This window comes from Massilia oculi (assembly GCF_017582745.1).
Lineage (GTDB): Bacteria > Pseudomonadota > Gammaproteobacteria > Burkholderiales > Burkholderiaceae_D > Telluria > Telluria oculi_A.
Genome location: NZ_JAFVIM010000023.1, coordinates 13,278 through 35,465, shown reverse-complemented (window position 1 = coordinate 35,465; position 22,188 = coordinate 13,278). Strand labels below are relative to the sequence as shown.

Here is a 22,188-nt window from a genome sequence, read left to right as displayed (position 1 = left end):
TAGCCGTTCTCATGCATTCACGGGGTCGGGGCCCCATACGACATTTTAAGGAGTGTTTTCTCTTGGGCGTCTGCCCAAACCCCCGAGACAGTTGTTGAGCCACTGGTCCCTGCCCTACGGGTTAGCAGCCAGCTGAAGCAAAGCAATGACGGCGTTAGTCGGCCGCGTCGCGGCGACAAACGATTTTCTGATGCACGGCAAAAACACATTCTGCGTTTCGCTCGGAGCGACACGACGGGATTCTTTTTGCCGCGACAAGGGGAAAATTCGATGTTTCATCGTGTTATCACGAGCGCAAGGCTCGTGCAATCCATGGCCAGCCAGCCAATCACGTGGTCTTCCGTGAGCAAAACGGCAAGCGGTTTCATGAAAACCGCACGCACTACCCTGACCGTATTCGGTCTGACCGCAGTCGCCATGCTGGCGCTGCTGTACACCAATGACAGTTTCGCCAAGCGCGTCTCTGAAATGCTGCATCCGCAGCCAGTCGCCGTTGCCGTCGTGGAACCGGTCGCGCCCGTCGCGCCGACGCCGAAGGCCGTGGTCGAAGCGGTGGCCGTCGAGACGACGCACCTGCGCGATTCGCACGCGATGCTGGGCAATAGCAAGCAGCAGCAATACGTCACCAACTGGCTGTCCAAGCGTTATCGCGTGGCCGGCGACGCCGCCAATATGCTGGTCTCGACCGCCTACCTGACGGCGCACGAGCTGAAACTCGACCCGCTCCTGATCCTGGCGGTGATGGCGATCGAATCGGGCCTGAACCCGTTCGCCGAAAGCCCGATGGGCGCCAAGGGCCTGATGCAGGTCATGGCCAAGGTCCACCACGACAAGTTCGAGGACGTGGGCGGCCCGCAGGCAGCCCTGAACCCGGTCGCCAACATCCGTGTCGGCGCCCTGATCCTGAAGGATTACGTCAAGCGTACCGGCTCGATCGAAGGCGGCCTGAAGACCTATGTCGGCGCGGCCGACCTGGAAACCGATTCGGGTTACGGCAACAAGGTGCTGAACGAGTACCGCCTGCTGAAGAAAGTCTCGAAAGGCCAGAACGTTCCGGTGCGCACCCCGCGCGCGGCGCCGATGCCGGCGACCATCGTCACCGCCAAGCAGACCGAGTCCGACACGGTCAAGCCGGAAGCGAGGCCGATGCAGGAAACCACGACCGCCTCCACCACCGGCGCGCACGTGCCGAACGTCGAGCCGCTGGCCGGCCTGTAAGATCACGAGGGAAGTTCCTTGGATGCCACCGCTGCGGCGGTGGCTTTTTTGCGTTTGCTATATATAGTTGGCGCTGTGGGCTGCGCACGCGACTTAGGTTCCCGCCTGCGCGGGAACGACGTGCTTAGGTACGTGTTCGAAGTCGCGTTGCTGGCTGGTCGATCGACCAAATCAACGTCGTTCCCGCGCAGGCGGGAATAGTGCCACTGGCACTATTCCCGCCAAGCCCGCCGCAAACCACACACCCAACAAAAAAGCCACCGGCGCGCGCACGGTGGCTTTCTCTCGTCAAGCTGGAAGCAAAACGATCAGCGACGCTCGTTCGCCGCCACCTCATCCGGCCGCATGCGCGACGCCAATTTATCCAGCACGCCGTTGACGTACTTGTGCCCATCGATGCCGCCGAACGACTTGGTCAGCTCGACCGCCTCGTTGATCACGACGCGATACGGAATCTCTGGATGGTTCTTCAGCTCGTAGGCGCCCAGCAGCAGCACCGCGTGCTCGATCGGCGACAGCTCGGTGATCGCGCGGTCGATCAGCGGGGCGATCGCTTCGCGCAGCTCGACCGAGGTGCTGATCGCGCCATTGAGCAGCGCCGAGAAGAACTCGCCGTCGGCCTTGTCGAAGCCGTGGGCGCCGCGGATATTGGTCGAGACCACCCGCGCCGATTCGTTATTCAGCAGCCATTGGTACAGACCCTGGAGCGCGAACTCGCGCGCGCGGTGGCGCGGCGTGCGGTTCTTGCTCGGGTTGGCGTGCGTACTCTTGTCAGTCATTGTTTTCTTGCCTTTACTGTTATTCGTCCTCTGGCACCAGCTCGTCCAGCGCCATCAGGAGGTTGGCCATTTCGACCGCGACGCGTGCGGCGTCGCCGCCCTTCTCGGCCATGCGGACTTCGGCCTGCTCGTCGGTCTCGGTGGTCAGGATCGCGTTGGCGATCGGGATGCCATAGTCGAGGCCGATGCGGGTGATGCCGGCGCCCGATTCGTTCGACACCAGCTCGAAGTGGTAAGTCTCGCCGCGGATCACCGCGCCCAGGGCGATCAGCGCGTCGAACTGCTCGGTCACGGCCATGCGCTGCAGCGCCAGCGGCACTTCGAGCGCGCCCGGCACGGTCACGTGCAGGATGTCTTCGTCGGCCACGCCCAGGCGCTTGAGCTCGGCCAGGCAGGACGACAGCAGGCCGTGGCCGACGTCGGCGTTGAAACGGGCCTGCACGATACCGATGCGCAGGTCTTCGCCCTGCAGATTGCTTTCAAAAGTTCCTACCGTCATGGCTGACCTCTTCTTGTTGATTGGTTGATTGTTCAGGCGTCCGGGCGAGGCACGTAGCCGGTGACTTCCAGGTCGAAACCGGTCATCGACGGCATCTTGCGCGGATTGGCCAGCAGCTGCATCTTGCCCACGCCCAGGGCGCGCAGGATCTGGGCGCCGATGCCGTAGGTGCGCAAGTCCATCGACGCGGCGCGCGCGCCGGCGCGGCTGGCCTTGCCGTCCTGCGGCGCCAGTTGGGCGAACAATTGGTCTGCGCTTTCGCCGCAGTTGAGCAGCACGATCACGCCGGCGTCGCTGGCCTTGATCGTCTTCATGGCCGAAGCCATGTCCCAGGAGTGGGTGGTGGCGCGGTTCTCGAGCAGGTCGAGGATCGACACCGGCTGGTGCACGCGCACCAGCGCTTCCTTCTCGGGCGACAGCTCGCCGTGGACCAGGGCCAGGTGGGCCGAGCCGCTCGGCGCGTCGCGGAAGGCGACCAGCTGGAATTCGCCGGCCTCGGTCGACAGCGTGCGCTCGGCCACGCGCTCGACCAGGCACTCGTTCTGGCTGCGGTAGTGGATCAGGTCGGCGATGGTGCCGATCTTCAGATTATGCTCTTTGGCGAACTCGATCAGGTCGGGCAGGCGCGCCATGGTGCCGTCTTCCTTGATGATCTCGCAGATCACCGAGGCCGGGGTCAGGCCCGCCATATGGGTCAGGTCGCAGCCCGCTTCGGTATGCCCGGCGCGCATCAGGACGCCGCCCTTCTGGGCGCGCAGCGGGAAGATGTGGCCCGGCTGCACCAGGTCGTCCGGCGTCGTGCCCTTGTTCACCGCCACCTGGATGGTGCGCGCGCGGTCGGCCGCCGAGATGCCGGTGGTGACGCCTTCGGCCGCTTCGATCGACACGGTGAAATTGGTGCCGAACGAGGTGCCGTTACGCGAGGTCATCATCGGCAGCGCCAGGCGGTCGCAGATTTCCTCGGACAGGGTCAGGCAGACCAGGCCGCGCGCGTGGCGGATCATGAAATTGATCGCCTCGGGCGTGACGAAGTCGGCTGCAAGCACGAGGTCGCCTTCGTTCTCGCGATCTTCCTCGTCGACCAGGATGACCATGCGGCCGGCGCGCAGTTCGGCAACGATGTCCTCGGTGCTGGAAATAGACATACGGGATTCCTTGAAACGGGAGTGTTATGCGTAATCCGCTATTTTAAAGGATTTACAGGCGTTCAACCGCATTGTCGGCCCCTGCCTCTCCCCAATTCGGCAGCACAGCCGTACTATCGCGTCAACTGGCGTTACGAATGAGCAACAACTAGTGATTCTGCGGCTTTAAATTGTTAAGCTCGATGTTTTCACGTGCAACATCGTACTGTGCCCACATCCAACTGGATTATTATTAAGACATCTTTACCGCACCCATCCAGGCGGTGCGGGCCAATTTTCGGAGTTGCCATGCCGGTAGCCGTTCCTGTCAGCCATCCAGGCGCCGCCCCATGCGGAGGGCGGTGCTGATGGCCACGATCCTGATCGTCGACGACCGGCCGAGCAACCGCAGCTATCTCGGCGCCCTGCTCGGCTACACCGAGCACCGGATCCTCGAAGCAGAGGACGGCTCCCGGGCGCTCGCCATCACGCGCGCCGAGCATCCCGACCTGATCATCACCGACATCCTGATGCCGACCATGGACGGCTACGAGTTCGTCCAGCAGCTGCGCGCCGATCCCGCCTTGCACGCGACCCGCGTCATCTTCTTCTCGGCCGTCTATTCGGAGCGCGAGACGATGGCCATGGCGGCGCGCTGCGGCGTGACCACGGTATTGGGCAAGCCTTCCGAGCCGCAGCGCATCCTCGAAGCGGTGGCGGCCGAGCTGGGCGTGGCGCACGGCGCGCCGGCGCCGGCGCTGCCGTCGAGCCGCGAGCACGACCGCGACCTGCCGTTCGACCTGTGCGCGCGCCTGTCCGAGCTGGAGCGCATGTGCATGATGCTGGTGGGCGAGCGCCGCGTCGAGGCCCTGGCCGATGCCTTCGTGGACGCCGCGCGGCGCGTGCTCAACGCCGACTGCGTCGCCCTGTGCCTGCTGGCCAGCACCGAACGCACGGTGCGCCACCTGGCCACCCATGGCGTCGAAGGCGGCCTGCTCGAGGCCTATGCGCTGAACGAGCAAGACCTGCCCGGCGTACTGCTGCGCGCCCGCGCCCCGCTGCGCCTGGACGGCGACGACGCCCTGCTGGCCACCCTGCCCCAGCACCATCCCGAGGTCGGCCACCTGCTCGGCCTCCAGGTACACGACCTGCAGCATCCGCTCGGCTGGCTGTATTGCACGCGCAGGAATGGCGCGGCGCCGTTCTCCGACGAAGAGGAACGCTGGGCCACGGCTCTCGCGGCCCAGTTGGCGGTAGCCTACGAGAACCTGAACCTGTACGAGGTCGTGCAGCGCCACGCCGCCCAGCTGCAGCTCGAGGCGCTGGCGCGCGCCGATGCCGACGCCGCCCTGCGCGACAGCGAGCACCGGCTGGAACTGGCGCGCCAGGTGTTCGACAGCACGCAAGAGGCGATCCTGATGACCGACGCCGACGCCAAGATCGTCGCCGTCAATCCCGCCTTCGAGGAAATCACGGGTTATCGCGAAGCCGAGGTGCTCGGCCGCAGCCCGGCCATGCTGCGCTCGGGACGCCACGATCCGGCCTTCTACCGCGCGATGTGGGACTGCCTGGAGCAAGAAGGCCAGTGGCGCGGCGAGGTCTGGAACCGCCGCAAGAACGGCGAGATCTACCCGGAGCGCACCAGCCTGAGCGCGGTGCGCGACGACCATGGCAGGATCACCGCCTATGTGTCGGTCTCGACCGACCTGTCGGCGCTGAAGGCGGCCCACCACCAGCTCGACTTTTTATCCAACCACGACGCCCTCACCCTGCTTCCGAACCGCTCGCTGTTCAACGACCGCATGCAGCAGGCGCTGGCCGCCGCGCGCAAGGATGCGACCCAGGTGGCGCTGCTGCTGTTTAACGTCGACCGCCTGTCGCGCATCAACGACAGCCTGGGCCACGCGGCCGGCGACGCCGTGCTGCGCGAGGTGGCGCGCCGCGCCGGCGCGGTGGCCGGCGCGACCGACACCGTGGCGCGCCTGTCGGGCGACGAATTCGTGCTGCTGCTGACCAGCTTCGACGACACCGACGACGTGATCTATTGCGCCCAGCGCCTGATGGAAGCCGTGTCCCAGCCGCTGCTGGTCGGCGAGCACGACGTGGTGGTCACCGGCAGCATCGGCATCAGCGTCTATCCGCGCGACGGCGACGTCCCGGGCGACCTGCTCAAGGCGGCCGACGCCGCGCTGAGCCTGGTGAAGGAATCGGGCCGCAACGGCTTCCGGTTCTTCAAGGGCGAGATGAACGCCGAAGCGCTGCGCTGGCTGGCGCTCGAGACGCGCCTGCGCCGCGCGATCGAGCGCGACGAGCTGTCGCTGCACTACCAGCCGCAGGTCTCGCGCCTGGATGGCCGCGTGGTCGGCATGGAAGCGCTGCTGCGCTGGCGCAGCGAAGAGATCGGGCCGGTGTCGCCCGCCGACTTCATCCCGCTGGCCGAGGACACGGGCCTGATCCACCCGATCGGCGAATGGGTGATCCGCCAGGCCTGCTTCCAGAACAAGGCCTGGCAAAACGCCGGCCTGGGGCCGGTGCGGGTGGCGGTCAACGTCTCGGCCAGCCAGTTCAAGGCCGGCGCCGTGGCCCAGGTGGTGCGCGCCGCCCTGCGCGACAGCGGGCTCGAAGCGCAATGGCTCGAGGTCGAGCTGACCGAGAGCGTGATGCTGGGCGACAGCGCCGCGGCCGAGGCCCAGATGGCCGAGCTGCGCGCGCTGGGAGTCTCGCTGTCGCTGGACGACTTCGGCACCGGCTACTCGTCGCTCGGCTACCTGTCGCGCTTCCCGCTCGACAAGCTCAAGATCGACCAGACGTTTGTCCGCAATATCGCCACCGAACAGCGCAGCGCCGCCATCGCCCAGGCCACGATCGCCCTGGCCCAGGGCCTGTCGCTGGCGGTGGTGGCCGAAGGCGTGGAAACGGTCGGCCAGCGCGATTTTCTCGGTTCCCTCGGCTGTGACGTGTTGCAGGGCTATCTGTACGGGCGGCCGGTGCCGGCCTTCGAGATGGCCGAGCTGCTGGCGAAAGGACGGGTCGTACTGTGAACCGGTGACAGGTTTAGGGCAGCCTTAAGCTCATCCGTGCACACCTTCGCGCCATGTAGAATGCAATCACCAAGTCTTCCGGGAACCATTGAATGAGCAACAACTTCGTACGCGGCCTGCCGTCGATGGCGCTGGCCGTGGTCCTGGGACTGTCCCCGCTGGCGCATGGCGCGCCGCAGGCAGTCCAGGCGCCGGCGCAGCAGGCCGAACCAACGCCGGCGCTGCAGATGGAATCGCCCATCCCGGTCGGCCCGCAGGTCAAGGTCGGGAAACTGGACAACGGCCTCACCTACTACATCCAGCGCAATGCGCGCCCCGAACGCAAGCTCGAACTGCGCCTGGTGGTCAAGGCCGGTTCCATCCTCGAGGATGAAGACCAGCGCGGCCTGGCCCACTTCGTCGAGCACATGGCCTTCAACGGCACCACCAACTTCCGCAAGCATGAGCTGGTGTCCTATCTGCAGTCGATCGGCGTCGGCTTCGGCGCCGACCTGAACGCGTATACCTCGTTCGACGAAACCGTCTACATCCTTCCGATCCCGACCGACAAGCCGGAACACGTCAGCAAGGCGTTCCAGGTGCTTGAAGACTGGGCCCATGGCGTGCGCTTCGATGCCGACGCGATCGATAAGGAACGCGGCATCGTGCTGGAAGAGCTGCGCCTCGGCAAAGGCGCCTCGGACCGCATGGGCAAGCAGATCTATCCGCGCCTGTTCAACGGCTCGAAGTATGCCGAGCGGCTGCCGATCGGCCGCGAAGACGTGCTGAGGAATTTCAAACCCGATGCCCTGAAGCGCTTCTACCGCGACTGGTACCGCCCCGACCTGATGGCGGTGGTGGTGGTCGGCGACGTCGACCCGGCGCGCGCCGAGAAGCTCGTCAAGCAGCATTTCGCGCGCCTGAAGAATCCGGCCAATCCGCGTCCACGCGACTACGCCGCCATTCCGGCACGCGCCGATACCGAGGCGCTGGTCGTCACCGATCCGGAAGCCAACGGCAATGCGGTCCTGATCCGCTATCCGGTGCAGCCGGTGCGCGAGCTGGGCACCATCGGCGCCTACCGCGAAGAACTGGTGCAATCGCTGTTCGGAACCATGCTCAACCAGCGCCTGGCCGAATTGGCGCAGTTGCCCGATGCGCCCTACCTGGGCGCGAGCAGCTCGCTCGGCAAGCTGACGCCGCGCTATCACTCCTATAATTCCTCTGCCGCCATCGGCCCGCGCGGCGCCCTGCCGGCGATCGCGGCCCTGGTCCAGGAAAACGAGCGCGCGCGCCAGCACGGCTTCGGCGAGCAGGAGCTCGAGCGGGCCAAGAAGAACCTGATGCGCACCTACGAGCAGGCCTGGAACGAGCGCGCCAAGAGCGATTCGGCCACCTACGCCGCCGAGTAAATCCGCAACTTCCTGCAGGACGAAGCGATCCCCGGCATCGACACCGAGTGGCGCTACGTGCAGCAGCTGGTGCCGGGCATCTCGCTCGCCGAGATGAACAATTACGCGCAGCGTACCATTCCGGCGGATTCGGGCAAGCTGGTGCTGTACACGGGCGTGGACAAGCCCGACGCGCCGACCGGCGAACAGCTGCTGGCGGCGGTCAGCACGGCCGCGCGCGCGCCGGTGGAGCGCCACGACGAAAAACTGCTGGCGACGCGCCTGATGGAGCGCCCGGCGCAACCCGGAAAAATCACCGCCGAGCAGCACGACAAGGCGCTGGGCCTGACCCGCCTGACGCTGTCGAACGGGGTCAAGGTGATCCTCAAGCCGACCGACTTCCGCAACGACCAGGTGATGCTGAGCGCGGCCCGTCCCGGCGGCCAGAGCCTGTTCCCGGACGGCGACATCCTCAATGCGCGCTTCTCGAACGCGATCGTGGCCAGCATGGGCGTGAAGGACTTTTCCCCGCTCGACATGCGCAAGATCCTGGCCGGCAAGGCGGCCGGCGTGACCGTGGGCCTGGGGAGTTACACCGACGTGATCGCGGGCGCATCGGGCGCCACCGACATCGAGACCATGCTGCAGCTCTTGTGGCTGAAGTTCGCCGACGTGCGCCGCGACGAAGGCCTGTTCCACGCCTACATCGACAAGCAGGCCGAAATCGCGCGCAACCAGAGCGGCCTGCCGGGACGCTACTTCAACGACGCGCTGGTGGCGGCCCTGTACAACAACCACCCGCGCGCGCCGCGCACGCTCGATGCCGAGGAATTTTCCAAGATCGACCTGGACCGCAGCATCGACATCTTCCGCCAGCGCTTCTCGAGCGCGAAGGACCTGACCTTCATCCTGGTCGGCAGCTTCGACGAACAGAAGATCCGGCCGCTGCTGGCGACCTATCTCGGCACCCTGCCGACGCCCGATATCCCGGTCGCCTACCGCGACGTCGGCCTGCGTCCGGCCACCGGCGTGGTCAAGCGCGAGGTGCGCAGCGGCTCTGAGCCGAAGAGCACGATCGCGCTCAACTTCACCGGCCCGGCCGAATTCTCCGACGCCGAGCAGCTGCGCCTGTCGGCGCTGATCGAAGTGACCAATCTGCGCATCATCGAGGTGCTGCGCGAGAAGATGGCGATGATCTACGGCGGCGGCGCCAGCGGCACCTTGAGCAAGATCCCGTACGGGAACTACTCGGTCGGCATCAGCCTGCCGACCGGACCGGAACACGTGGACAAGGTGATCGCCGCGACCTTCGCCGAGATCGCGCGCCTGCAGGAACATGGCCCGGACGCGGCGGAATTGGACAAGGTCAAGACCGGCTGGATCCAGAACCACCGCCGCTCGCTGCGCGAGAACGGCTACTGGGTGGCGAACCTGCAATCGTCGCTGACCGAGGGCACCGATCCGGCCTCGATCCTCTCCGTGGAAAAACAGGTGCAGGCCCTGACGGCGGATGACATCAAGGCGGCGGCACGGCGTTACTTCGACACGAAGAACTATGTGCAAGTGGTGCTCAACCCGGAGACGCAGGCGGCGGCTAAGGTGGCCAGCGCCGGCAGGACAGGCGCCGCGGGCCGCTGACCTCCACGCCATCCCATCCACCGCCGGTGGTGAATTGACACCGACCTCCGATCTACTTGATAATAGTTCTCATTATCAAGTAGATCGGAGCCGTTCGTGCAGTCCTCGCAGACCTTCCATTTCAAGCGTCATCCACTCGCGGCGTTCATTCCACTCGTCTTGCTGGCGTTCGCCGCCCAAGCCCAGCCGTCCGACGGCGACGGCGCCGCGGTCGTCATCGCCGCCTCCCGCTCCAACGTCGAAGTGGACAAGGCGCCGCAGACGGTGGTCGTGATCCGCAAGGAAGACATCGCGCGCCAGCTGACCATTTCCACCAACACGTCCGACGTCCTCAGCAACCTGCTGCCCTCGTACACGCCCAGCCGCGGCAAGATGAACGGCTCGGGCGAAACGCTGCGCGGACGCGCCCCGCTGATCCTGGTCGACGGCGTGCCGCAATCGAATCCGGTGCGCCCCACCGGGCGCGAGGCCCACACCATCGATTACGCGATGGTCGACCGCATCGAGATCGTGCAGGGCCAGAACGCCATCAACGGCCTCGGCGCGACCGGCGGCACCATCAACATCATCACGCGCCGCCCTGCCCCCGGCAGCTTCAACCAGCACGTCGACGTGCAGGTGACGACGCCCACATCAAGCCTGAACGGCGACCTGCTAGACTACAAGACCACCTACCGCCTCGACGGCCGCGGCGACAAGCTGGAATACCTGTTCTCGGTCGGCTACGAGGACCAGGGGCTGTACCTGGACGGCGCCGGCCGTTCGATCGGGGTCGACGTGACCCAGGGCGACCTGATGGATTCGCGCAGCTACGACGTGCTGGCCAAGATCGGCTACCGGCCGGACGAACACCAGCGCCTGCAGTTCTCGGTCAACCGCTACCGCATCAAGTCGAAGGCCAGCTACCTCGGCGTGCCGGGCGACCGCGCGCGCGGCATGCCATCCACCTCGATCGAGGGCACGCCGCCCGGCACGCCGGCCTGGAACGACGTCTGGACCACCAGCGCCAGCTATACCCATACCAGCCTGGCCGGCATGGAACTGTCGGCGATGGCCTACAGCCAGGAATTCGTCGGCCTGTTCGGCGCCGACAACTCGGCCACCTTCCAGGACGTGACGATCGCGCCGCGCGGCACCCTGTACGACCAGTCGCGTTCGGTCGCCTCGAAGTACGGCAGCAAGGTCGGCCTGACGAAAGAAGGCCTGCTGGACGGGCGCCTGAAGCTCACCTTCGGCTTCGACACGCTGGTCGACGAGGGCAAGCAGGACATGTACGGGACCAGGCGCACTTTCGTGCCGGAGTCGAAGTACCGCAACCTGTCGCTGTTCACCCAGGGCGAATTCAAGCTGCTCGATAACCTCACGCTGCACGCCGGCGCGCGGCGCGAGAACGCCGACCTCGAAGTGGACAGCTACCGCACGCTGGCCGCCTACAACAACACCTTCGTCGAAGGCGGCAAGATCAAGTTCAACGAAACGCTGCTCAACGCGGGGCTGGTGCTGGAGCCGGTCAAGGACGTCACCCTGTACGCCAATTATTCGGAAGGCTTCGGCCTGCCGGACATTGGCCGCACGCTCCGCTCGATCAATACGCCGGGCCAGAGCATCGGCAGCCTGCGCAACCTCGAACCGATCCTGACCGACGGCGTGGAAGCCGGCACCCGCGTGCGCAAGGGCGACTGGGAATTCGACGCCAGCTACTACCGTTCCGATTCCGACTTCGGCGCACGCGTCGTCTCGGTCGGCGGCGTGTTCATGATGGCGCGCGAAAAGACGCGGCTGGAAGGCGTCGAGGCCAAGATCGCGCACCGCTTCAATGCGGCCCACCGCGCCAGCCTCTCGTATGCGCGCACCAAGGGCCGCTACGACAGCAATAACGACGGCAGCCTGGATGCGAAGCTCGACGGCCTGAACGTGGCGCCGGACCGCGTGCTGGCCAGCTGGACCGCGAACTGGACCGACCGCCTGTCGTCGCTGGTACAGGCCCAGCATGCGTTCTCGCAGGACTTCGACGAGCCGGCGAAACGCTTCTCGGGCTACACCCTGGTCGACGCTGCCCTGACCTACAAGCTGCGCAAGGGCGACCTGCGCCTGGGCTTCGCCAACCTGCTCGACAAGGACTACATCACGTACTACTCGCAAAGCGCATTGGTGGAACCGTCCCGCTACTTCGCCGGCCGCGGCCGCACCGTGACCGTGGGCTATGCGCTCGGCTTCTGAACGCGGCCTCAGGATCGTCGGCGCGGTGGCGGGCGGCTACCTGCTCACCGTGCTGACGGTGATCGCGGCCGGCGCCGTGCTGGCGCGCCTCGGGATGGGGCGCTCTGAAGCCGTCGCGCTGTCGTCGATGCTGGGCTTCGTGTTCTATCTCGCGCTGCTGGTCTGGGCTTTCAGCGTTCGTCCCGCGAAGCGACTGTGGATCGTGCTGGCGGCCGGGGTGGTCTTGACGGCCGCCGTCATCCACGTGGTTGACTAGGGAAGCGCCATGGAAGACACCTTCCGCAAATCGATGGCGTGGCTGCACACCTGGGCCGGCGTCGTGCTGGGCAGCGTGCTGTTCGCCGTGTTCTGGATGGGCACCCTGAGCGTGTTCGACCGCGAGATCGACCGCTGGATGATGCCGGCCACCCGGCTCGTGCCCGCGACCGCGCCGATCTCGCTCGACGCCGTCGCGCGCGCCGTGCTGCCGGCGGTGCCCGCGGGCGCCAGCCAGTGGCGAGTCGACCTGCCGACCCAGCGCACGCCGGTGCTGCGCTTCACCTACAAGGCCGGCGATGACGAACCGGCGCCGCGCCAGCTGGATCCGCAGCGGCTCGCCTTCCTGCCTGAGCCGGGCACGCTGGGTGGCAGCGGCTTCTTCTTCCCCTTCCACTACGGCCTGCACCTGGGGTGGAAAGAGGTCGGCAAGTGGATCGTCGGCGTGGCGGCGATGAGCATGCTGCTGTTGCTGGTCTCGGGGGTGATCATCCACCGCAAGATCTTCAGCCAGTTCTTCACCTTCAGGCCGCGCAAATCCCTGCAGCGCAGCAGCCTTGACCTGCATAACCTGGTCGGCGTGCTGGGCCTGCCCTTCCACTTCATCATCACGCTGTCCGGCATGGTCATCTTCATGATGATTTACTTTCCGCAGGCGTACACCGGCGCCTACGGCGAAGGCAAGGCGGCCAAGGCCGCGTTCTTCGCCGATGCCTACGGCAAGTACAGCCGGCCCAGGGCCGACGCGCCCGGCGCCCTGGCCTCGCTCGATGCGATGGCCGATGTGGCGCGGCGCGAATGGGGCGGCGCGCAGCCCGAATCCCAGCCATATTTCGTGCGGGTCTGGCATCCGGGCGACGCCAACAGCTACGTCGAACTGCGCCGCTCCTACGCGCGCGAAGTCACGATGAACGTCGACCAGATCTTCTTCGACGCGGCCAGCGGCGAGGTGCTGCACCGCTTCCAGGCGGCGCCCGTGATGTCGGCCCAGCGTTTCATCTCGGGCATCCACTTCATCCAGTTCGAGCACTGGACCTTGCGCTGGCTGTACTTCCTGGCCGGGCTGGCGGGCTGCGTGCTGATCGCCACCGGCTTCCTGTTCTGGCTCGAGGCGCGCCGCGCGCGCCATGCCGCGAAGGGACTGGCCGGGGTGCGCGTGGTGGAAGGTTTGACGGTCGGCAGCGTGACCGGGATCGTGATCGCGACGCTCGCCTTCCTGGCGGCGAATCGCCTGCTGCCGGATGGCTTGGCGCGCGCCGCGCTCGAGGTCTGGACCTTTTATCTCGCGTGGCTGGCCAGCTTCGCCCACGCCTGGTGGCGCGGCAGGGCGGCGTGGCGCGAACAAGCCTGGACTGCCTGCCTGCTCGCCGTGGGCTGCGTGCTGCTCAACGCGGCGACGACGGGCGACCATGTCGCCCGGGCGCTCGCGGACGGGAAATGGGCGGTGGCCGGCATGGACCTGATGTTGCTGGCGCTGGCACTGCTGGCGGCATGGAGCGCGCGCCGGCTGGCCGGCAAGCCGGCCCAGGCCCGCTCCATGCGGGCGGAGGTACGGTCTTGAGCGCGGCGCTGCTGCTGTTCGCCTGCCTGGCGAGTTACGCCGGTTTCGCCTGCCTGGCGCTGGCGATGTCCGAACACTGGGAACGGATGGGGTGGCGGCGCGCGGGTAATGCGGCGCCGCGCTGGTTGCGCCCCGGCGGCCTGTGCCTGCTGCTGCTCGCCTACGGCCTGTGCGTCTGGCGCGACGGCGCCAGCTTCGGCAGCCTGCTGTGGACCATGCTGATCTCGGCGGCGTCGATCGCCGTCGCCTTCACCATCACCTGGCGCAGCGCAGGCCGCTAGTGCATCAACGCGCGGCCGACAGCATGCGTTCGACGTAGCGCGCGATCAGGTCGATCTCGAGGTTGACCTTCGAGCCGGCCTTCAGGTGCTTGAGGGTGGTGACCTCGATCGTGTGCGGGATCAGGTTGATCGAAAAGCGGCAGACCTTCTTGCCCTCGGCTTCGAGATCCTCGACCCGGTTGACGGTCAGCGACACGCCATTGACCACGACCGAGCCCTTGTACGCCAAAAACTTGCCCAGCTCGTGGGGCGCGTCGACGATCAGCTCGAACGATTCGCCGACCGGCTCGAAGCTGTGCACCACGCCCAGGCCATCGACGTGGCCGGAGACCAGGTGGCCGCCCAGGCGCTCGGCCAGGGTCAGCGCTTTTTCGAGATTGACCTCGCCGGTCGCTTCCAGGCCCACCGTTTTGTTCAGGCTCTCGCGCGAGACGTCGACGGTGAACGCCTTGTCGGTCTTCTCGACCACGGTCATGCAGGCGCCGTTGATGGCGATCGAGTCTCCCAGGGCGACGTCGCTAAGGGGCAGCGGGCCGGCGTCGACGACCAGGCGCACGCCGGCGTCCAGGCCGCCCGCCAGTGGCGCGACGGAAGTGATGTTGCCGACGGCGGCGACGATTCCAGTAAACATATGATTCCTTCGTGTTGGGTCTAATTCAGTTCACGCGGCCGGCTCGACGAAGCGGGCCAGGATACGCAGGTCGTCGCCCACGCGCGCCACGTCGTGGAAGCGCAACTGGCGGCGGTCCGCCAGGCGCTCGAGCGCGGGCAGGTCGAACATGCCCTGCCCCGGTCCGATCAGGCTCGGCGCCAGGTAGGCCAGCAGCTCGTCGACACAGCCTTCGCGCACCATCGAGGCGTTCAGCCTGGAACCTGCCTCGACGTGCACTTCGTTGATCTCGCGCCGGCCCAGCTCGCGCATCAGCGCCGGCAGGTCGACCTTGCCGCGCGCATTCGGCAGCATCAAGACCTCATGGCCGGCGGCCGCCAGGGCGGCGGCTTTTTCGGTGTTCTCGACGGCGGCCACGATCCAGCATGGCTCGCCCTGCAGGATGCGGGCGTCCAGGTCGATCTCGAGACGGCTGTCGACGATCACGCGGCGCGGCTGCAAGGGCGTGTCGACGCCGCGCACGGTCAATTGAGGATCGTCGGCTTTCACCGTGCCGATGCCGGTGACGATCGCGCTGGCGCGCGCGCGCCAGGCGTGGCCGTCGGCGCGCGCTTGCTCGCCCGTGATCCACTGGCTCTCGCCGCCGGCCAACGCGGTGGCGCCATCCAGGCTGGCGGCGACTTTCAGTCGCACCCACGGCAGGCCGCGCACCATGCGCGAGAAGAAGCCGACATTCAGCTCTTGCGCCGCCTCGGCCAGCACGCCGGCCTTGACCTCGATGCCGGCCGCCTCGAGCTGGGCCAGGCCGCGGCCGGCCACCAGCGGATTCGGATCGACCATGGCCGCCACGACTCTTCCCAGGCCGGCCTGCACCAGGGCGTTCGAGCATGGCGGCGTGCGCCCGTGGTGGCTGCATGGTTCCAGCGTCACGTAGGCGGTGGCGCCGCGCACGTCGTTGCCGCGCGCCGCGGCGTCGCGCAAGGCCTGGATCTCGGCGTGCGCCTGGCCGGCGGGCTGGGTGTGGCCGGCGCCGATCACGATGCCGTCCTTGACGATCACGCAACCGATGCGCGGGTTCGGCGCGGTGATGTACATGCCGCGCGCCGCCCAGTCCAGGGCCAGGGCCATGCCATCGGTATCGTTCAGGATCAGTTCGCTGTAGCCGTTCGCCATCTCTTTGGTCGCCATATCGGTGGTCGCCATCTCTTTCCTTCAGGGCGGCGCCGCGGCGCCGTCGCACCCGTCCTCGCGGGCCGGATTGCACAGGCGCGCACGCCCGAGCATATTGATTTTAATACGGCGCACCCCGCCGCCATGGAATAGCGACAGCGTGCCAAGACGCGATGCGGCGCTGTTGGTGTCGCTGCAGCTGCGTCCCGCGCCATTGTAGGCGATGTATTGCGGCGGCGCAGGGCTGGTGAAGGAATAGCTGACCTGCATGCCGTCCGGCAGAGGAGAATGCACGGCCAGGATCTCGTCGCCCTCCCCCGGCCGGCGGTCGTCGTCGCGATCGACATAGACGGTCCAGCCGCGCGACCAGTCGCGGCCCGCCTCGTCGTTGGGCGTGAGCGTGACCCGCTCGTTGCGCGCGATCGCCTGCGAGCGCGTGAGCTGGATCGCGCCATGCAGGTCGCCCGACGCAGTGCGCAGCTGCTGGCCGCGCACCAGCGCGTGCAGGTCGGGGGCGGCCACCGCCGCCGTCACCGCGACCATCCCCAGCACCACCACCAGCTCGGCCAGGGACAGGCCGGCGCAATGTCGCAGTATCATCGCTGGCTTCACGGCCAACAACGCGATGACGGACCGCTGGCCGTTTGCCGGCCGGTGCTGTCGAGCGTCAGGTCACCGCAGTCGGGGTCAGAGAAGCCGGCATCGACATTGGCGGTGCCCGGCCGGGCGCGCAGCTCGATGCAATGGGCGATCTCCTGGCCGGGGCAGGCGTAACCGTCCAGCTCATGGGCGCTGGCGGCGGCGCTGTTGCCGGTCCAGGTCGGGAATTGGCCGGCGTCGGCGTCCTCTGTTTCGATCGAGAATGCCTGATAGGAATGGTGCAGCGCGCGGTATTGTTCCTGGCGCTGCATGATGTCCAGCAGCGCCAGCTGGGCCTCGATGCGGCGCGCCTTCACCACCTGCTGCGTATATGATGGATAAACGAGCGCGGCCAGGATGGCGAGGATGGCCAGCACCGCCATCAGCTCGACCAGCGTAAAGCCCTTGCTGTCGCGCTTCATCGTCTGCCCTTTCCAGTCGCTATGCCGGCCGCGCTGGCAGCCGGCATCGCGAACGTTTCGCTCCAGTTTCCCAGCTCACGCCAGCCGACGCGCCGCCCCCGCGCACCATCGGACGGCTTGCGGTAATAGGCTTGCAGCGCGGCATGGGTGCCGGGCATGCTGCCGGCGCCGCGCGCCGTGATCCGGTACAACTGACTGTCGGGCGTCGTCGGCATCAGCTCGATCAGGTAGCGTGGCGCCGCGAGCGGCAGCGCGCCTTCGCCGTCCGGCATGCTCAGGCCGGTAAAGCTGCCGAACAGGATCGCCGGGCCTTCTTCCTCGGCCAGCAGTTCGGATAGCTGGTCGGGATTGGCCGCGAACGCGCACAAGCCGTTATACGGACGCCCGCCACCGCAGCCGGCGACGAACGCGTCCGCGCTGCCGCCGGCGATGGCGTTGGCCCGCGCCGAACCAGGTTCGGCGCCGCCTTCGATGTCCCGCTCCGCATCCAGCAGCGCGGCGTCGGCCATCTGCAGCGCCAGCACGCGATCGCGTTCGTGGGCGGCGGCGCGCGCCCCCTGCAAGGCGCCGCGGGTGGACGCGATGCCGGTCATGAGCACCGCCAGCATCAGTACCAGGGCGGTCAGGAGCGCAATGCCGCCTTCCCGCCTTGCGTAGAAGGTGCGCATACGACGTTCAATCCGGCGCCACCGGCAAGGCAATGGTCGCGCCATAGACCTTGCGCATGCGTGGTTCACGTCCATCGTCGAGCGCCGGTCCCGCCAGCCGCGTGCCCTGGTCGCCAATGGAAAAGGCAGCGCCATGGTCTGGACCGAACAAATCATAGACGATGTTGGCGTCGGCGCCAGGATCGAGGCGCGGCCCATGCAGGAGCAGTGCGACCCGCACCAGCGCCACCCGCTTCCAGTGGGTGCGCTTGCGCAGGTCGGCCGCGCGTTCGTCGGGCGTGGCCCCGGCCAGCACCAGCGCCGCATCGAGCGCGCCCAGCTCGGTCGCATTGACGTAGCGGTCCGGGACGCGGTCGCCGTCGGCATCCAGGCCGTACAGCACCTGGAAGCCATCGACCCGGCCCGCCACCGCATCCGACGACCAGCTGCTCGCGCCCCGGTACTTGCAACGCAATTCGGCATCGCCCTGGGCATTGCGCGCGACGTAGAAGATGCTCCAGCCTTCTTCCTCGCGGTGCACGGGAAAACCGGCGCAATCGAGGGTGGCGCCGTCGCCATTGGGCGGCGCGCCGCTGCCGGGAAAGCGCAGGGCCAGCACGTCGCTGCCATTGGCTTCGTCGGGCAAGGTTGCATCGATGCCGACGCCGGTACGCTCCAGCGAACTGGCATCCAGGCCGGCCAGCCGCGCCGGGGCCGCAGGGTCGGACGTCGGATGCGCCGCCCAGTCGACGTGCCCCGCCAGGCGGATCGTGCGCGCCAGCGCATCCACGGCATAGCGGCCGCTGTCGTCCATCTCGGACGCTTCCATCACGGCGGCATGCGCGCGCACGCTGGTGATCAACAGCGAGCCGCTGGCCAGCAGCACCGCCAGGCCGAGCGCCATCGCCACCATCAGTTCGGCAATCGTGAGGCCGGCCTGTCGAACGCGCAGTTTAGCTGCCCTCATCGCGCCACCAGCAACACGTAGCCCGGCCCATCCTGCGTGCCATGCCAGCCGATCTTGATCGCCACCGGCGCAGTTGCGTCCCCGCTGCACGCCCATCGGTAGCGGCCATGGTCGGCATCCCACGGCGCGCCGTCGCGGCAGACGGCGATGCGGCCCGATGGAAAGCCCCGGTGCAGCGCCAGGCGCGTCTCGCGCAGGTCGAAGGCGGCCAGCGCCAGCGGATCGCAGGCGCCCGCGCCGAAACACGGGGCGCCGCCCGCCGGCGGGCCGGCGCCATACGCCTTGTAATCGAGCGGCAGATAGGGATTGGCGCCGTCCGGCAGGCTCGCGACATGGGCGTTGGCCTGCATGCGGGCGGCCAAGGACGTGGCCAGCAGCGCCGCTTCGGAGGTGAATGCCGCATGCTGGCGCGTGCGCTGCGCCGCCAGTTGGGCCGCGCCGGCGCCGACCACGCCGACCGCGAGCACGAACATGGCCACCAGCACTTCGATCATGGTGAAACCGCCCGGGCGGCCGGGGAGATGCGCCTGCATGAAGTCCTCCGCTAACGATGTGCGAGCAGAGAAGTTATCAGGCAGGACTCAGGCGCCCATGCGTCGACGCAAGAATGCGTCGGACGAAAAACGGAACTTGGAAACGACGTCAGTTGTCGAGTTTGCGCTGATGCCCGACTTCGGCCAGCGCCGCCTGGAAGGAATCCAGGTCCTCGAAATTCTTGTAGACGGATGCGAAGCGGATATAGGCGATCTTGTCGAGGCGCTTGAGCTCTTCCATCACCAGCTCGCCGACATACACGCTGGGGACTTCGCGCCGGCCGCTGGTCAGCAGCTTTTCCTCGATCGAGGCGACGGCGCCGTCGATCGCTTCGGCCGCCACCGGGCGCTTGCGTAGCGCCAGCATCAGGCTGCCACGCAGCTTGCTCGACGCGAATTCGGTGCGGCTGCCATTCTTCTTGACGATGATCGGCATCGACAGCTCGATGCGTTCATAGGTGGTGAAGCGCTTGTCGCACTTGCCGCAGCGGCGCCGGCGCCGGATGGCGTCCCCTTCCTCCGATACGCGGGTATCGAGGACTTGTGTTTCTTCATGCTGGCAAAAGGGACATTTCATGGCGCCGGGGCTGCAGGTACTACATGGATACTGAGCGGGCCGGCGAACCGGCCCCTTACATCGCGACGATCAGCGAGCGTAGACCGGGTATTTGTCGGTCAGCTTCTTGACTTCGCCTTTCACGCGCTCGATGGTCGCGGCGTCGTGAGGGTTGTCCAGCACGTCGGCGATCAGGTTGCCCACGGTGACCGCGTCTTCTTCCTTGAAGCCGCGGGTGGTGAAGGCCGGGCTGCCCAGGCGGATGCCCGAGGTCACGAATGGCTTCTGCGGGTCGTTCGGGATGCCGTTCTTGTTGCAGGTCATGTGAGCCTGGCCCAGGATCGCTTCCGCTTCCTTGCCGGTCAGGCCCTTGGCGCGCAGGTCGACCAGCATCACGTGCGATTCGGTACGGCCCGACACGATGCGCAGGCCGCGTGCGATCAGCGTTTCAGCCAGTGCTTTCGCGTTCTTCACGACTTGCTTCTGGTATGCCTTGAACTCCGGCGACAGCGCTTCCTTGAACGCCACGGCTTTACCGGCGATCACGTGCATCAGCGGACCGCCCTGGATGCCAGGGAAGATCGCCGAGTTGATGGCCTTTTCGTGCTCGGCCTTCATCAGGATGATGCCGCCGCGCGGACCGCGCAGCGATTTGTGGGTGGTCGAGGTGACGAAGTCGGCGAACGGCACCGGGTTCGGGTACTCGCCGGCGGCGATCAGGCCGGCGTAGTGGGCCATGTCGACCATGAAGTAGGCGCCGACGTCCTTGGCCACCTTGGCGATGCGCTCGAAATCAATGCGCAGGGCAAATGCCGACGCGCCGGCGATGATCATTTTCGGCTTGTGCTCGTGCGCCTGCTTCTCGAGCGCTTCGTAGTCGATGTCTTCCTCGGCGGTCAGGCCGTACGAGACGACGTTGAACCATTTACCGGACATGTTCAGCGACATGCCGTGGGTCAGGTGGCCGCCTTCGGCCAGCGACATGCCCATGATGGTGTCGCCCGGCTTGAGCATGGCGAAGAACACGCCCTGGTTGGCCTGCGAACCCGAGTTCGGCTGGACGTTGGCGGCTTCGGCGCCGAACAATTCCTTCAGGCGGTCGATCGCCAGTTGCTCGGCGACGTCGACGTATTCGCAGCCGCCGTAGTAGCGCTTGCCTGGATAGCCTTCGGCATACTTATTGGTCAGCTGCGAGCCCTGCGCTTCCATCACGGCCGGCGAGGTGTAGTTCTCGGAGGCGATCAGCTCGATGTGGTCTTGCTGGCGAACGTTTTCTTTTTGAATTGCATCCCACAGTTCCGGGTCGATATTGGCGAGCGTATGGTCTTTGGCAAACATGTAAAACTCCAATCGATAGTAATCCAGGCAACTGGTGGCATTGAAAGGCGGGAGCCGGGGCGGGCCGTAGGCACGGGCGCAGGCAGCCGCGATCGAACGCGTACCGGTTGATGGCTGCCCAGGCGAACGGCGTATGGCGTCTCACGTTCCCCGGTGGGTGCCCACCTTTGCCGCGCCGTGCATCCGAATGGTGCGCGCACGCGGTGTTTCGCCAGTTACGTGAGACGTAAGGACTCCAAATTGTACTGAACTCCCCATCGTAGGGCAAGGAAACCGCTGTGCGGGCGGAGAATGCGGGCCGTCCAGCGGACCCGTGGTCGTTTCGGCTACAATTTTACGGTTCGGCAGCGCGCCTTGCCTCTCCCGCCTGCCCCCTGTTGCCATCCAAGGACCCATCATGATCGTCTTCATCACCGGCGCATCGGCCGGCTTCGGCGCCGAAATGGCGCGCACCTTCGTCTCCCATGGCCACCGCGTCGTCCTGGCCGCGCGCCGCACCGACCGCATCGCCGACCTGGCGCGCGAGCTGGGCGACAGCGCCCTGGCCGTGACCCTGGACGTCACCAGCCGCGCCTCGATCGAGGCCGCCCTGTCCGGCCTGCCACCCGAGTGGAAACAGATCGACGTGCTGGTGAACAATGCCGGCCTGGCGCTGAACACGGCGCCAGCATACGAAGTCCCCCTGGAGGACTGGGAAACCATGATCGCGACCAACTGCCAGGGCCTGGTCACCATGACCCGCGCCGTGCTGCCGGACATGGTGGCGCGCGGCAGCGGCCTGGTGATCAATATCGGCTCGGTGGCCGGCCACTATCCTTACCCGGGTGGCAATGTGTATGGCGCAACTAAAGCCTTCGTCGAGCAGTTCACGCTGAACCTGCGCGCCGACCTGGTCGGCACCGGCGTGCGCGCCACCAATATCGCGCCGGGCCTGTGCGGCGGCACCGAATTCTCGAACGTGCGCTTCAAGGGCGACGACGCGGCCGCGGCCAAGGTCTACGAAGGCACGCAACCACTGACCGCGAAAGACATCGCCGACACCGCTTTCTGGATCGCGACGCTGCCTCCGCACGTCAACGTCAACAGCATCGAGCTGATGCCGACGTGCCAGGGGTTCTCGCCGTTCAACGTGCGCCGGGGATAAGACGACGCTCGCTACCGTAGGGTCGGCGGCGGAGCCGCCAACTCTACCCCTGTAAAGGCCGTGAAGACCGATCACACAGCCATCATTTGTGAGAAAGTGTTACAGTGATTGGTCTTTTAACCACGTTTCAAGTCTACTACTGCTCAAAAGCACGACCCCGTGCTACCAGTACGTAA

General features: G+C 66.6%; 21 protein-coding genes and 1 riboswitch. Of the genes, 9 read left to right on the top strand and 12 right to left on the bottom strand.

Annotated elements, in window-relative coordinates:
• Positions 1–366: 366 nt before the first annotated feature.
• Entirely contained in the window at positions 367–1,218 is an 852-nt protein-coding gene (locus tag J3U95_RS22255) for a transglycosylase SLT domain-containing protein (RefSeq protein ID WP_229520025.1), read from the top strand.
• Between the two features lie 308 nt (positions 1,219–1,526).
• Here J3U95_RS22255 and nusB read toward each other — a convergent pair whose 3' ends face one another.
• The 3 genes from nusB to ribBA are packed head-to-tail and all read right to left on the bottom strand — an operon-like array spanning position 1,527 to position 3,641.
• A complete protein-coding gene (nusB, locus tag J3U95_RS22250) occupies positions 1,527–1,997 on the bottom strand; it encodes a transcription antitermination factor NusB (protein ID WP_208280821.1) in 471 nt (156 codons plus the stop codon).
• 19 nt (positions 1,998–2,016) lie between these two features.
• Positions 2,017–2,496, bottom strand: coding sequence for a 6,7-dimethyl-8-ribityllumazine synthase (gene ribH / locus J3U95_RS22245; RefSeq protein WP_005671273.1), 480 nt, complete (start codon positions 2,494–2,496; stop codon positions 2,017–2,019).
• Between the two features lie 32 nt (positions 2,497–2,528).
• Complete coding sequence (gene ribBA, locus J3U95_RS22240) at positions 2,529–3,641, bottom strand: bifunctional 3,4-dihydroxy-2-butanone-4-phosphate synthase/GTP cyclohydrolase II (protein ID WP_208280820.1); 1,113 nt, start codon at positions 3,639–3,641, stop codon at positions 2,529–2,531.
• A 347-nt stretch (positions 3,642–3,988) separates the two neighbouring features.
• Here ribBA and J3U95_RS22235 point away from each other — a divergent pair, with 347 nt between their 5' ends.
• From J3U95_RS22235 to J3U95_RS22210, 7 genes are all read left to right on the top strand, one after another.
• Positions 3,989–6,661, top strand: coding sequence for a two-component system response regulator (locus J3U95_RS22235; RefSeq protein ID WP_208280819.1), 2,673 nt, complete (start codon positions 3,989–3,991; stop codon positions 6,659–6,661).
• A 92-nt stretch (positions 6,662–6,753) separates the two neighbouring features.
• Entirely contained in the window at positions 6,754–8,052 is a 1,299-nt protein-coding gene (locus J3U95_RS28440; protein WP_229520024.1) for a M16 family metallopeptidase, read from the top strand.
• A gap of 57 nt (positions 8,053–8,109) precedes the next feature.
• Positions 8,110–9,669 carry a M16 family metallopeptidase gene (locus J3U95_RS28435; protein ID WP_370662101.1) on the top strand — a complete coding sequence of 520 codons (1,560 nt, stop codon included), beginning with the start codon at positions 8,110–8,112 and terminating at the stop codon, positions 9,667–9,669.
• A 96-nt stretch (positions 9,670–9,765) separates the two neighbouring features.
• Positions 9,766–11,889, top strand: a complete 2,124-nt coding sequence (locus tag J3U95_RS22225; RefSeq protein ID WP_208280818.1) for a TonB-dependent receptor — start codon at positions 9,766–9,768, stop codon at positions 11,887–11,889.
• Complete coding sequence (locus tag J3U95_RS22220; RefSeq protein WP_208280817.1) at positions 11,873–12,145, top strand: iron transporter; 273 nt, start codon at positions 11,873–11,875, stop codon at positions 12,143–12,145. The genes J3U95_RS22225 and J3U95_RS22220 overlap by 17 nt, the downstream gene beginning before the upstream one ends.
• Before the next feature lie 9 nt (positions 12,146–12,154).
• Positions 12,155–13,705 carry a PepSY-associated TM helix domain-containing protein gene (locus J3U95_RS22215; protein WP_208280816.1) on the top strand — a complete coding sequence of 517 codons (1,551 nt, stop codon included), beginning with the start codon at positions 12,155–12,157 and terminating at the stop codon, positions 13,703–13,705.
• Positions 13,702–13,986: a DUF3325 domain-containing protein gene (locus tag J3U95_RS22210; protein ID WP_208280815.1), complete on the top strand. Its 285-nt coding sequence runs from the start codon at positions 13,702–13,704 to the stop codon at positions 13,984–13,986. Before J3U95_RS22215 ends, J3U95_RS22210 begins: the two co-directional genes overlap by 4 nt.
• 4 nt (positions 13,987–13,990) lie before the next feature.
• Here the strand turns inward: J3U95_RS22210 and J3U95_RS22205 are convergent, their stop codons facing one another.
• The 9 genes from J3U95_RS22205 to glyA all read right to left on the bottom strand — a co-directional run bounded on the left by J3U95_RS22205 (position 13,991) and on the right by glyA (position 20,868).
• Positions 13,991–14,617 (bottom strand): riboflavin synthase, encoded by a 627-nt coding sequence (locus J3U95_RS22205; RefSeq protein WP_208280814.1) that lies wholly within the window; start codon positions 14,615–14,617, stop codon positions 13,991–13,993.
• Positions 14,618–14,647: 30 nt separating this feature from the next.
• A complete protein-coding gene (gene ribD / locus J3U95_RS22200) occupies positions 14,648–15,724 on the bottom strand; it encodes a bifunctional diaminohydroxyphosphoribosylaminopyrimidine deaminase/5-amino-6-(5-phosphoribosylamino)uracil reductase RibD (protein ID WP_370662103.1) in 1,077 nt (358 codons plus the stop codon).
• Positions 15,725–15,808: 84 nt separating this feature from the next.
• Positions 15,809–16,366 (bottom strand): GspH/FimT family pseudopilin, encoded by a 558-nt coding sequence (locus tag J3U95_RS22195; RefSeq protein ID WP_208280813.1) that lies wholly within the window; start codon positions 16,364–16,366, stop codon positions 15,809–15,811.
• Between the two features lie 8 nt (positions 16,367–16,374).
• Positions 16,375–16,827: a type IV pilin protein gene (locus tag J3U95_RS22190; RefSeq protein WP_208280812.1), complete on the bottom strand. Its 453-nt coding sequence runs from the start codon at positions 16,825–16,827 to the stop codon at positions 16,375–16,377.
• Positions 16,824–17,495 carry a pilus assembly PilX family protein gene (locus J3U95_RS22185; protein WP_229520023.1) on the bottom strand — a complete coding sequence of 224 codons (672 nt, stop codon included), beginning with the start codon at positions 17,493–17,495 and terminating at the stop codon, positions 16,824–16,826. Before J3U95_RS22185 ends, J3U95_RS22190 begins: the two co-directional genes overlap by 4 nt.
• A gap of 7 nt (positions 17,496–17,502) precedes the next feature.
• Positions 17,503–18,441 carry a PilW family protein gene (locus J3U95_RS22180; protein WP_208280811.1) on the bottom strand — a complete coding sequence of 313 codons (939 nt, stop codon included), beginning with the start codon at positions 18,439–18,441 and terminating at the stop codon, positions 17,503–17,505.
• The gene (pilV, locus tag J3U95_RS22175) at positions 18,438–18,974 is read right to left on the bottom strand and encodes a type IV pilus modification protein PilV (protein WP_208280810.1); all 537 of its coding nucleotides are present in this window, start codon (positions 18,972–18,974) and stop codon (positions 18,438–18,440) included. The genes J3U95_RS22180 and pilV overlap by 4 nt, the downstream gene beginning before the upstream one ends.
• Before the next feature lie 109 nt (positions 18,975–19,083).
• Positions 19,084–19,551, bottom strand: coding sequence for a transcriptional regulator NrdR (nrdR, locus tag J3U95_RS22170; RefSeq protein ID WP_109344250.1), 468 nt, complete (start codon positions 19,549–19,551; stop codon positions 19,084–19,086).
• 69 nt (positions 19,552–19,620) lie between these two features.
• Complete coding sequence (glyA, locus tag J3U95_RS22165) at positions 19,621–20,868, bottom strand: serine hydroxymethyltransferase (protein ID WP_208280809.1); 1,248 nt, start codon at positions 20,866–20,868, stop codon at positions 19,621–19,623.
• Positions 20,869–20,977: 109 nt separating this feature from the next.
• A riboswitch (ZMP/ZTP riboswitch) is annotated at positions 20,978–21,097 on the bottom strand.
• A gap of 168 nt (positions 21,098–21,265) precedes the next feature.
• Between glyA and J3U95_RS22160 the strand changes: the two genes are divergently transcribed.
• Entirely contained in the window at positions 21,266–22,012 is a 747-nt protein-coding gene (locus tag J3U95_RS22160; RefSeq protein ID WP_208280808.1) for an SDR family oxidoreductase, read from the top strand.
• The last annotated feature ends 176 nt before the right edge of the window (positions 22,013–22,188 follow it).

Excerpts from the sequence above, each read along its gene's own strand:
- J3U95_RS22255 (WP_229520025.1), top strand. The coding sequence starts at position 367 with ATGAAAACCGCACGCACTACCCTGACCGTATTCGGTCTGACCGCAGTC.
- nusB (WP_208280821.1), bottom strand. The coding sequence starts at position 1,997 with ATGACTGACAAGAGTACGCACGCCAACCCGAGCAAGAACCGCACGCCG.
- ribH (WP_005671273.1), bottom strand. The coding sequence starts at position 2,496 with ATGACGGTAGGAACTTTTGAAAGCAATCTGCAGGGCGAAGACCTGCGC.
- ribBA (WP_208280820.1), bottom strand. The coding sequence starts at position 3,641 with ATGTCTATTTCCAGCACCGAGGACATCGTTGCCGAACTGCGCGCCGGC.
- J3U95_RS22235 (WP_208280819.1), top strand. The coding sequence starts at position 3,989 with ATGGCCACGATCCTGATCGTCGACGACCGGCCGAGCAACCGCAGCTAT.
- J3U95_RS28440 (WP_229520024.1), top strand. The coding sequence starts at position 6,754 with ATGAGCAACAACTTCGTACGCGGCCTGCCGTCGATGGCGCTGGCCGTG.
- J3U95_RS22220 (WP_208280817.1), top strand. The coding sequence starts at position 11,873 with ATGCGCTCGGCTTCTGAACGCGGCCTCAGGATCGTCGGCGCGGTGGCG.
- J3U95_RS22215 (WP_208280816.1), top strand. The coding sequence starts at position 12,155 with ATGGAAGACACCTTCCGCAAATCGATGGCGTGGCTGCACACCTGGGCC.
- J3U95_RS22205 (WP_208280814.1), bottom strand. The coding sequence starts at position 14,617 with ATGTTTACTGGAATCGTCGCCGCCGTCGGCAACATCACTTCCGTCGCG.
- ribD (WP_370662103.1), bottom strand. The coding sequence starts at position 15,724 with ATGGCCCTGGCCCTGGACTGGGCGGCGCGCGGCATGTACATCACCGCG.
- J3U95_RS22195 (WP_208280813.1), bottom strand. The coding sequence starts at position 16,366 with ATGATACTGCGACATTGCGCCGGCCTGTCCCTGGCCGAGCTGGTGGTG.
- J3U95_RS22190 (WP_208280812.1), bottom strand. The coding sequence starts at position 16,827 with ATGAAGCGCGACAGCAAGGGCTTTACGCTGGTCGAGCTGATGGCGGTG.
- J3U95_RS22185 (WP_229520023.1), bottom strand. The coding sequence starts at position 17,495 with ATGCGCACCTTCTACGCAAGGCGGGAAGGCGGCATTGCGCTCCTGACC.
- J3U95_RS22180 (WP_208280811.1), bottom strand. The coding sequence starts at position 18,441 with ATGAGGGCAGCTAAACTGCGCGTTCGACAGGCCGGCCTCACGATTGCC.
- pilV (WP_208280810.1), bottom strand. The coding sequence starts at position 18,974 with ATGCAGGCGCATCTCCCCGGCCGCCCGGGCGGTTTCACCATGATCGAA.
- nrdR (WP_109344250.1), bottom strand. The coding sequence starts at position 19,551 with ATGAAATGTCCCTTTTGCCAGCATGAAGAAACACAAGTCCTCGATACC.
- glyA (WP_208280809.1), bottom strand. The coding sequence starts at position 20,868 with ATGTTTGCCAAAGACCATACGCTCGCCAATATCGACCCGGAACTGTGG.
- J3U95_RS22160 (WP_208280808.1), top strand. The coding sequence starts at position 21,266 with ATGATCGTCTTCATCACCGGCGCATCGGCCGGCTTCGGCGCCGAAATG.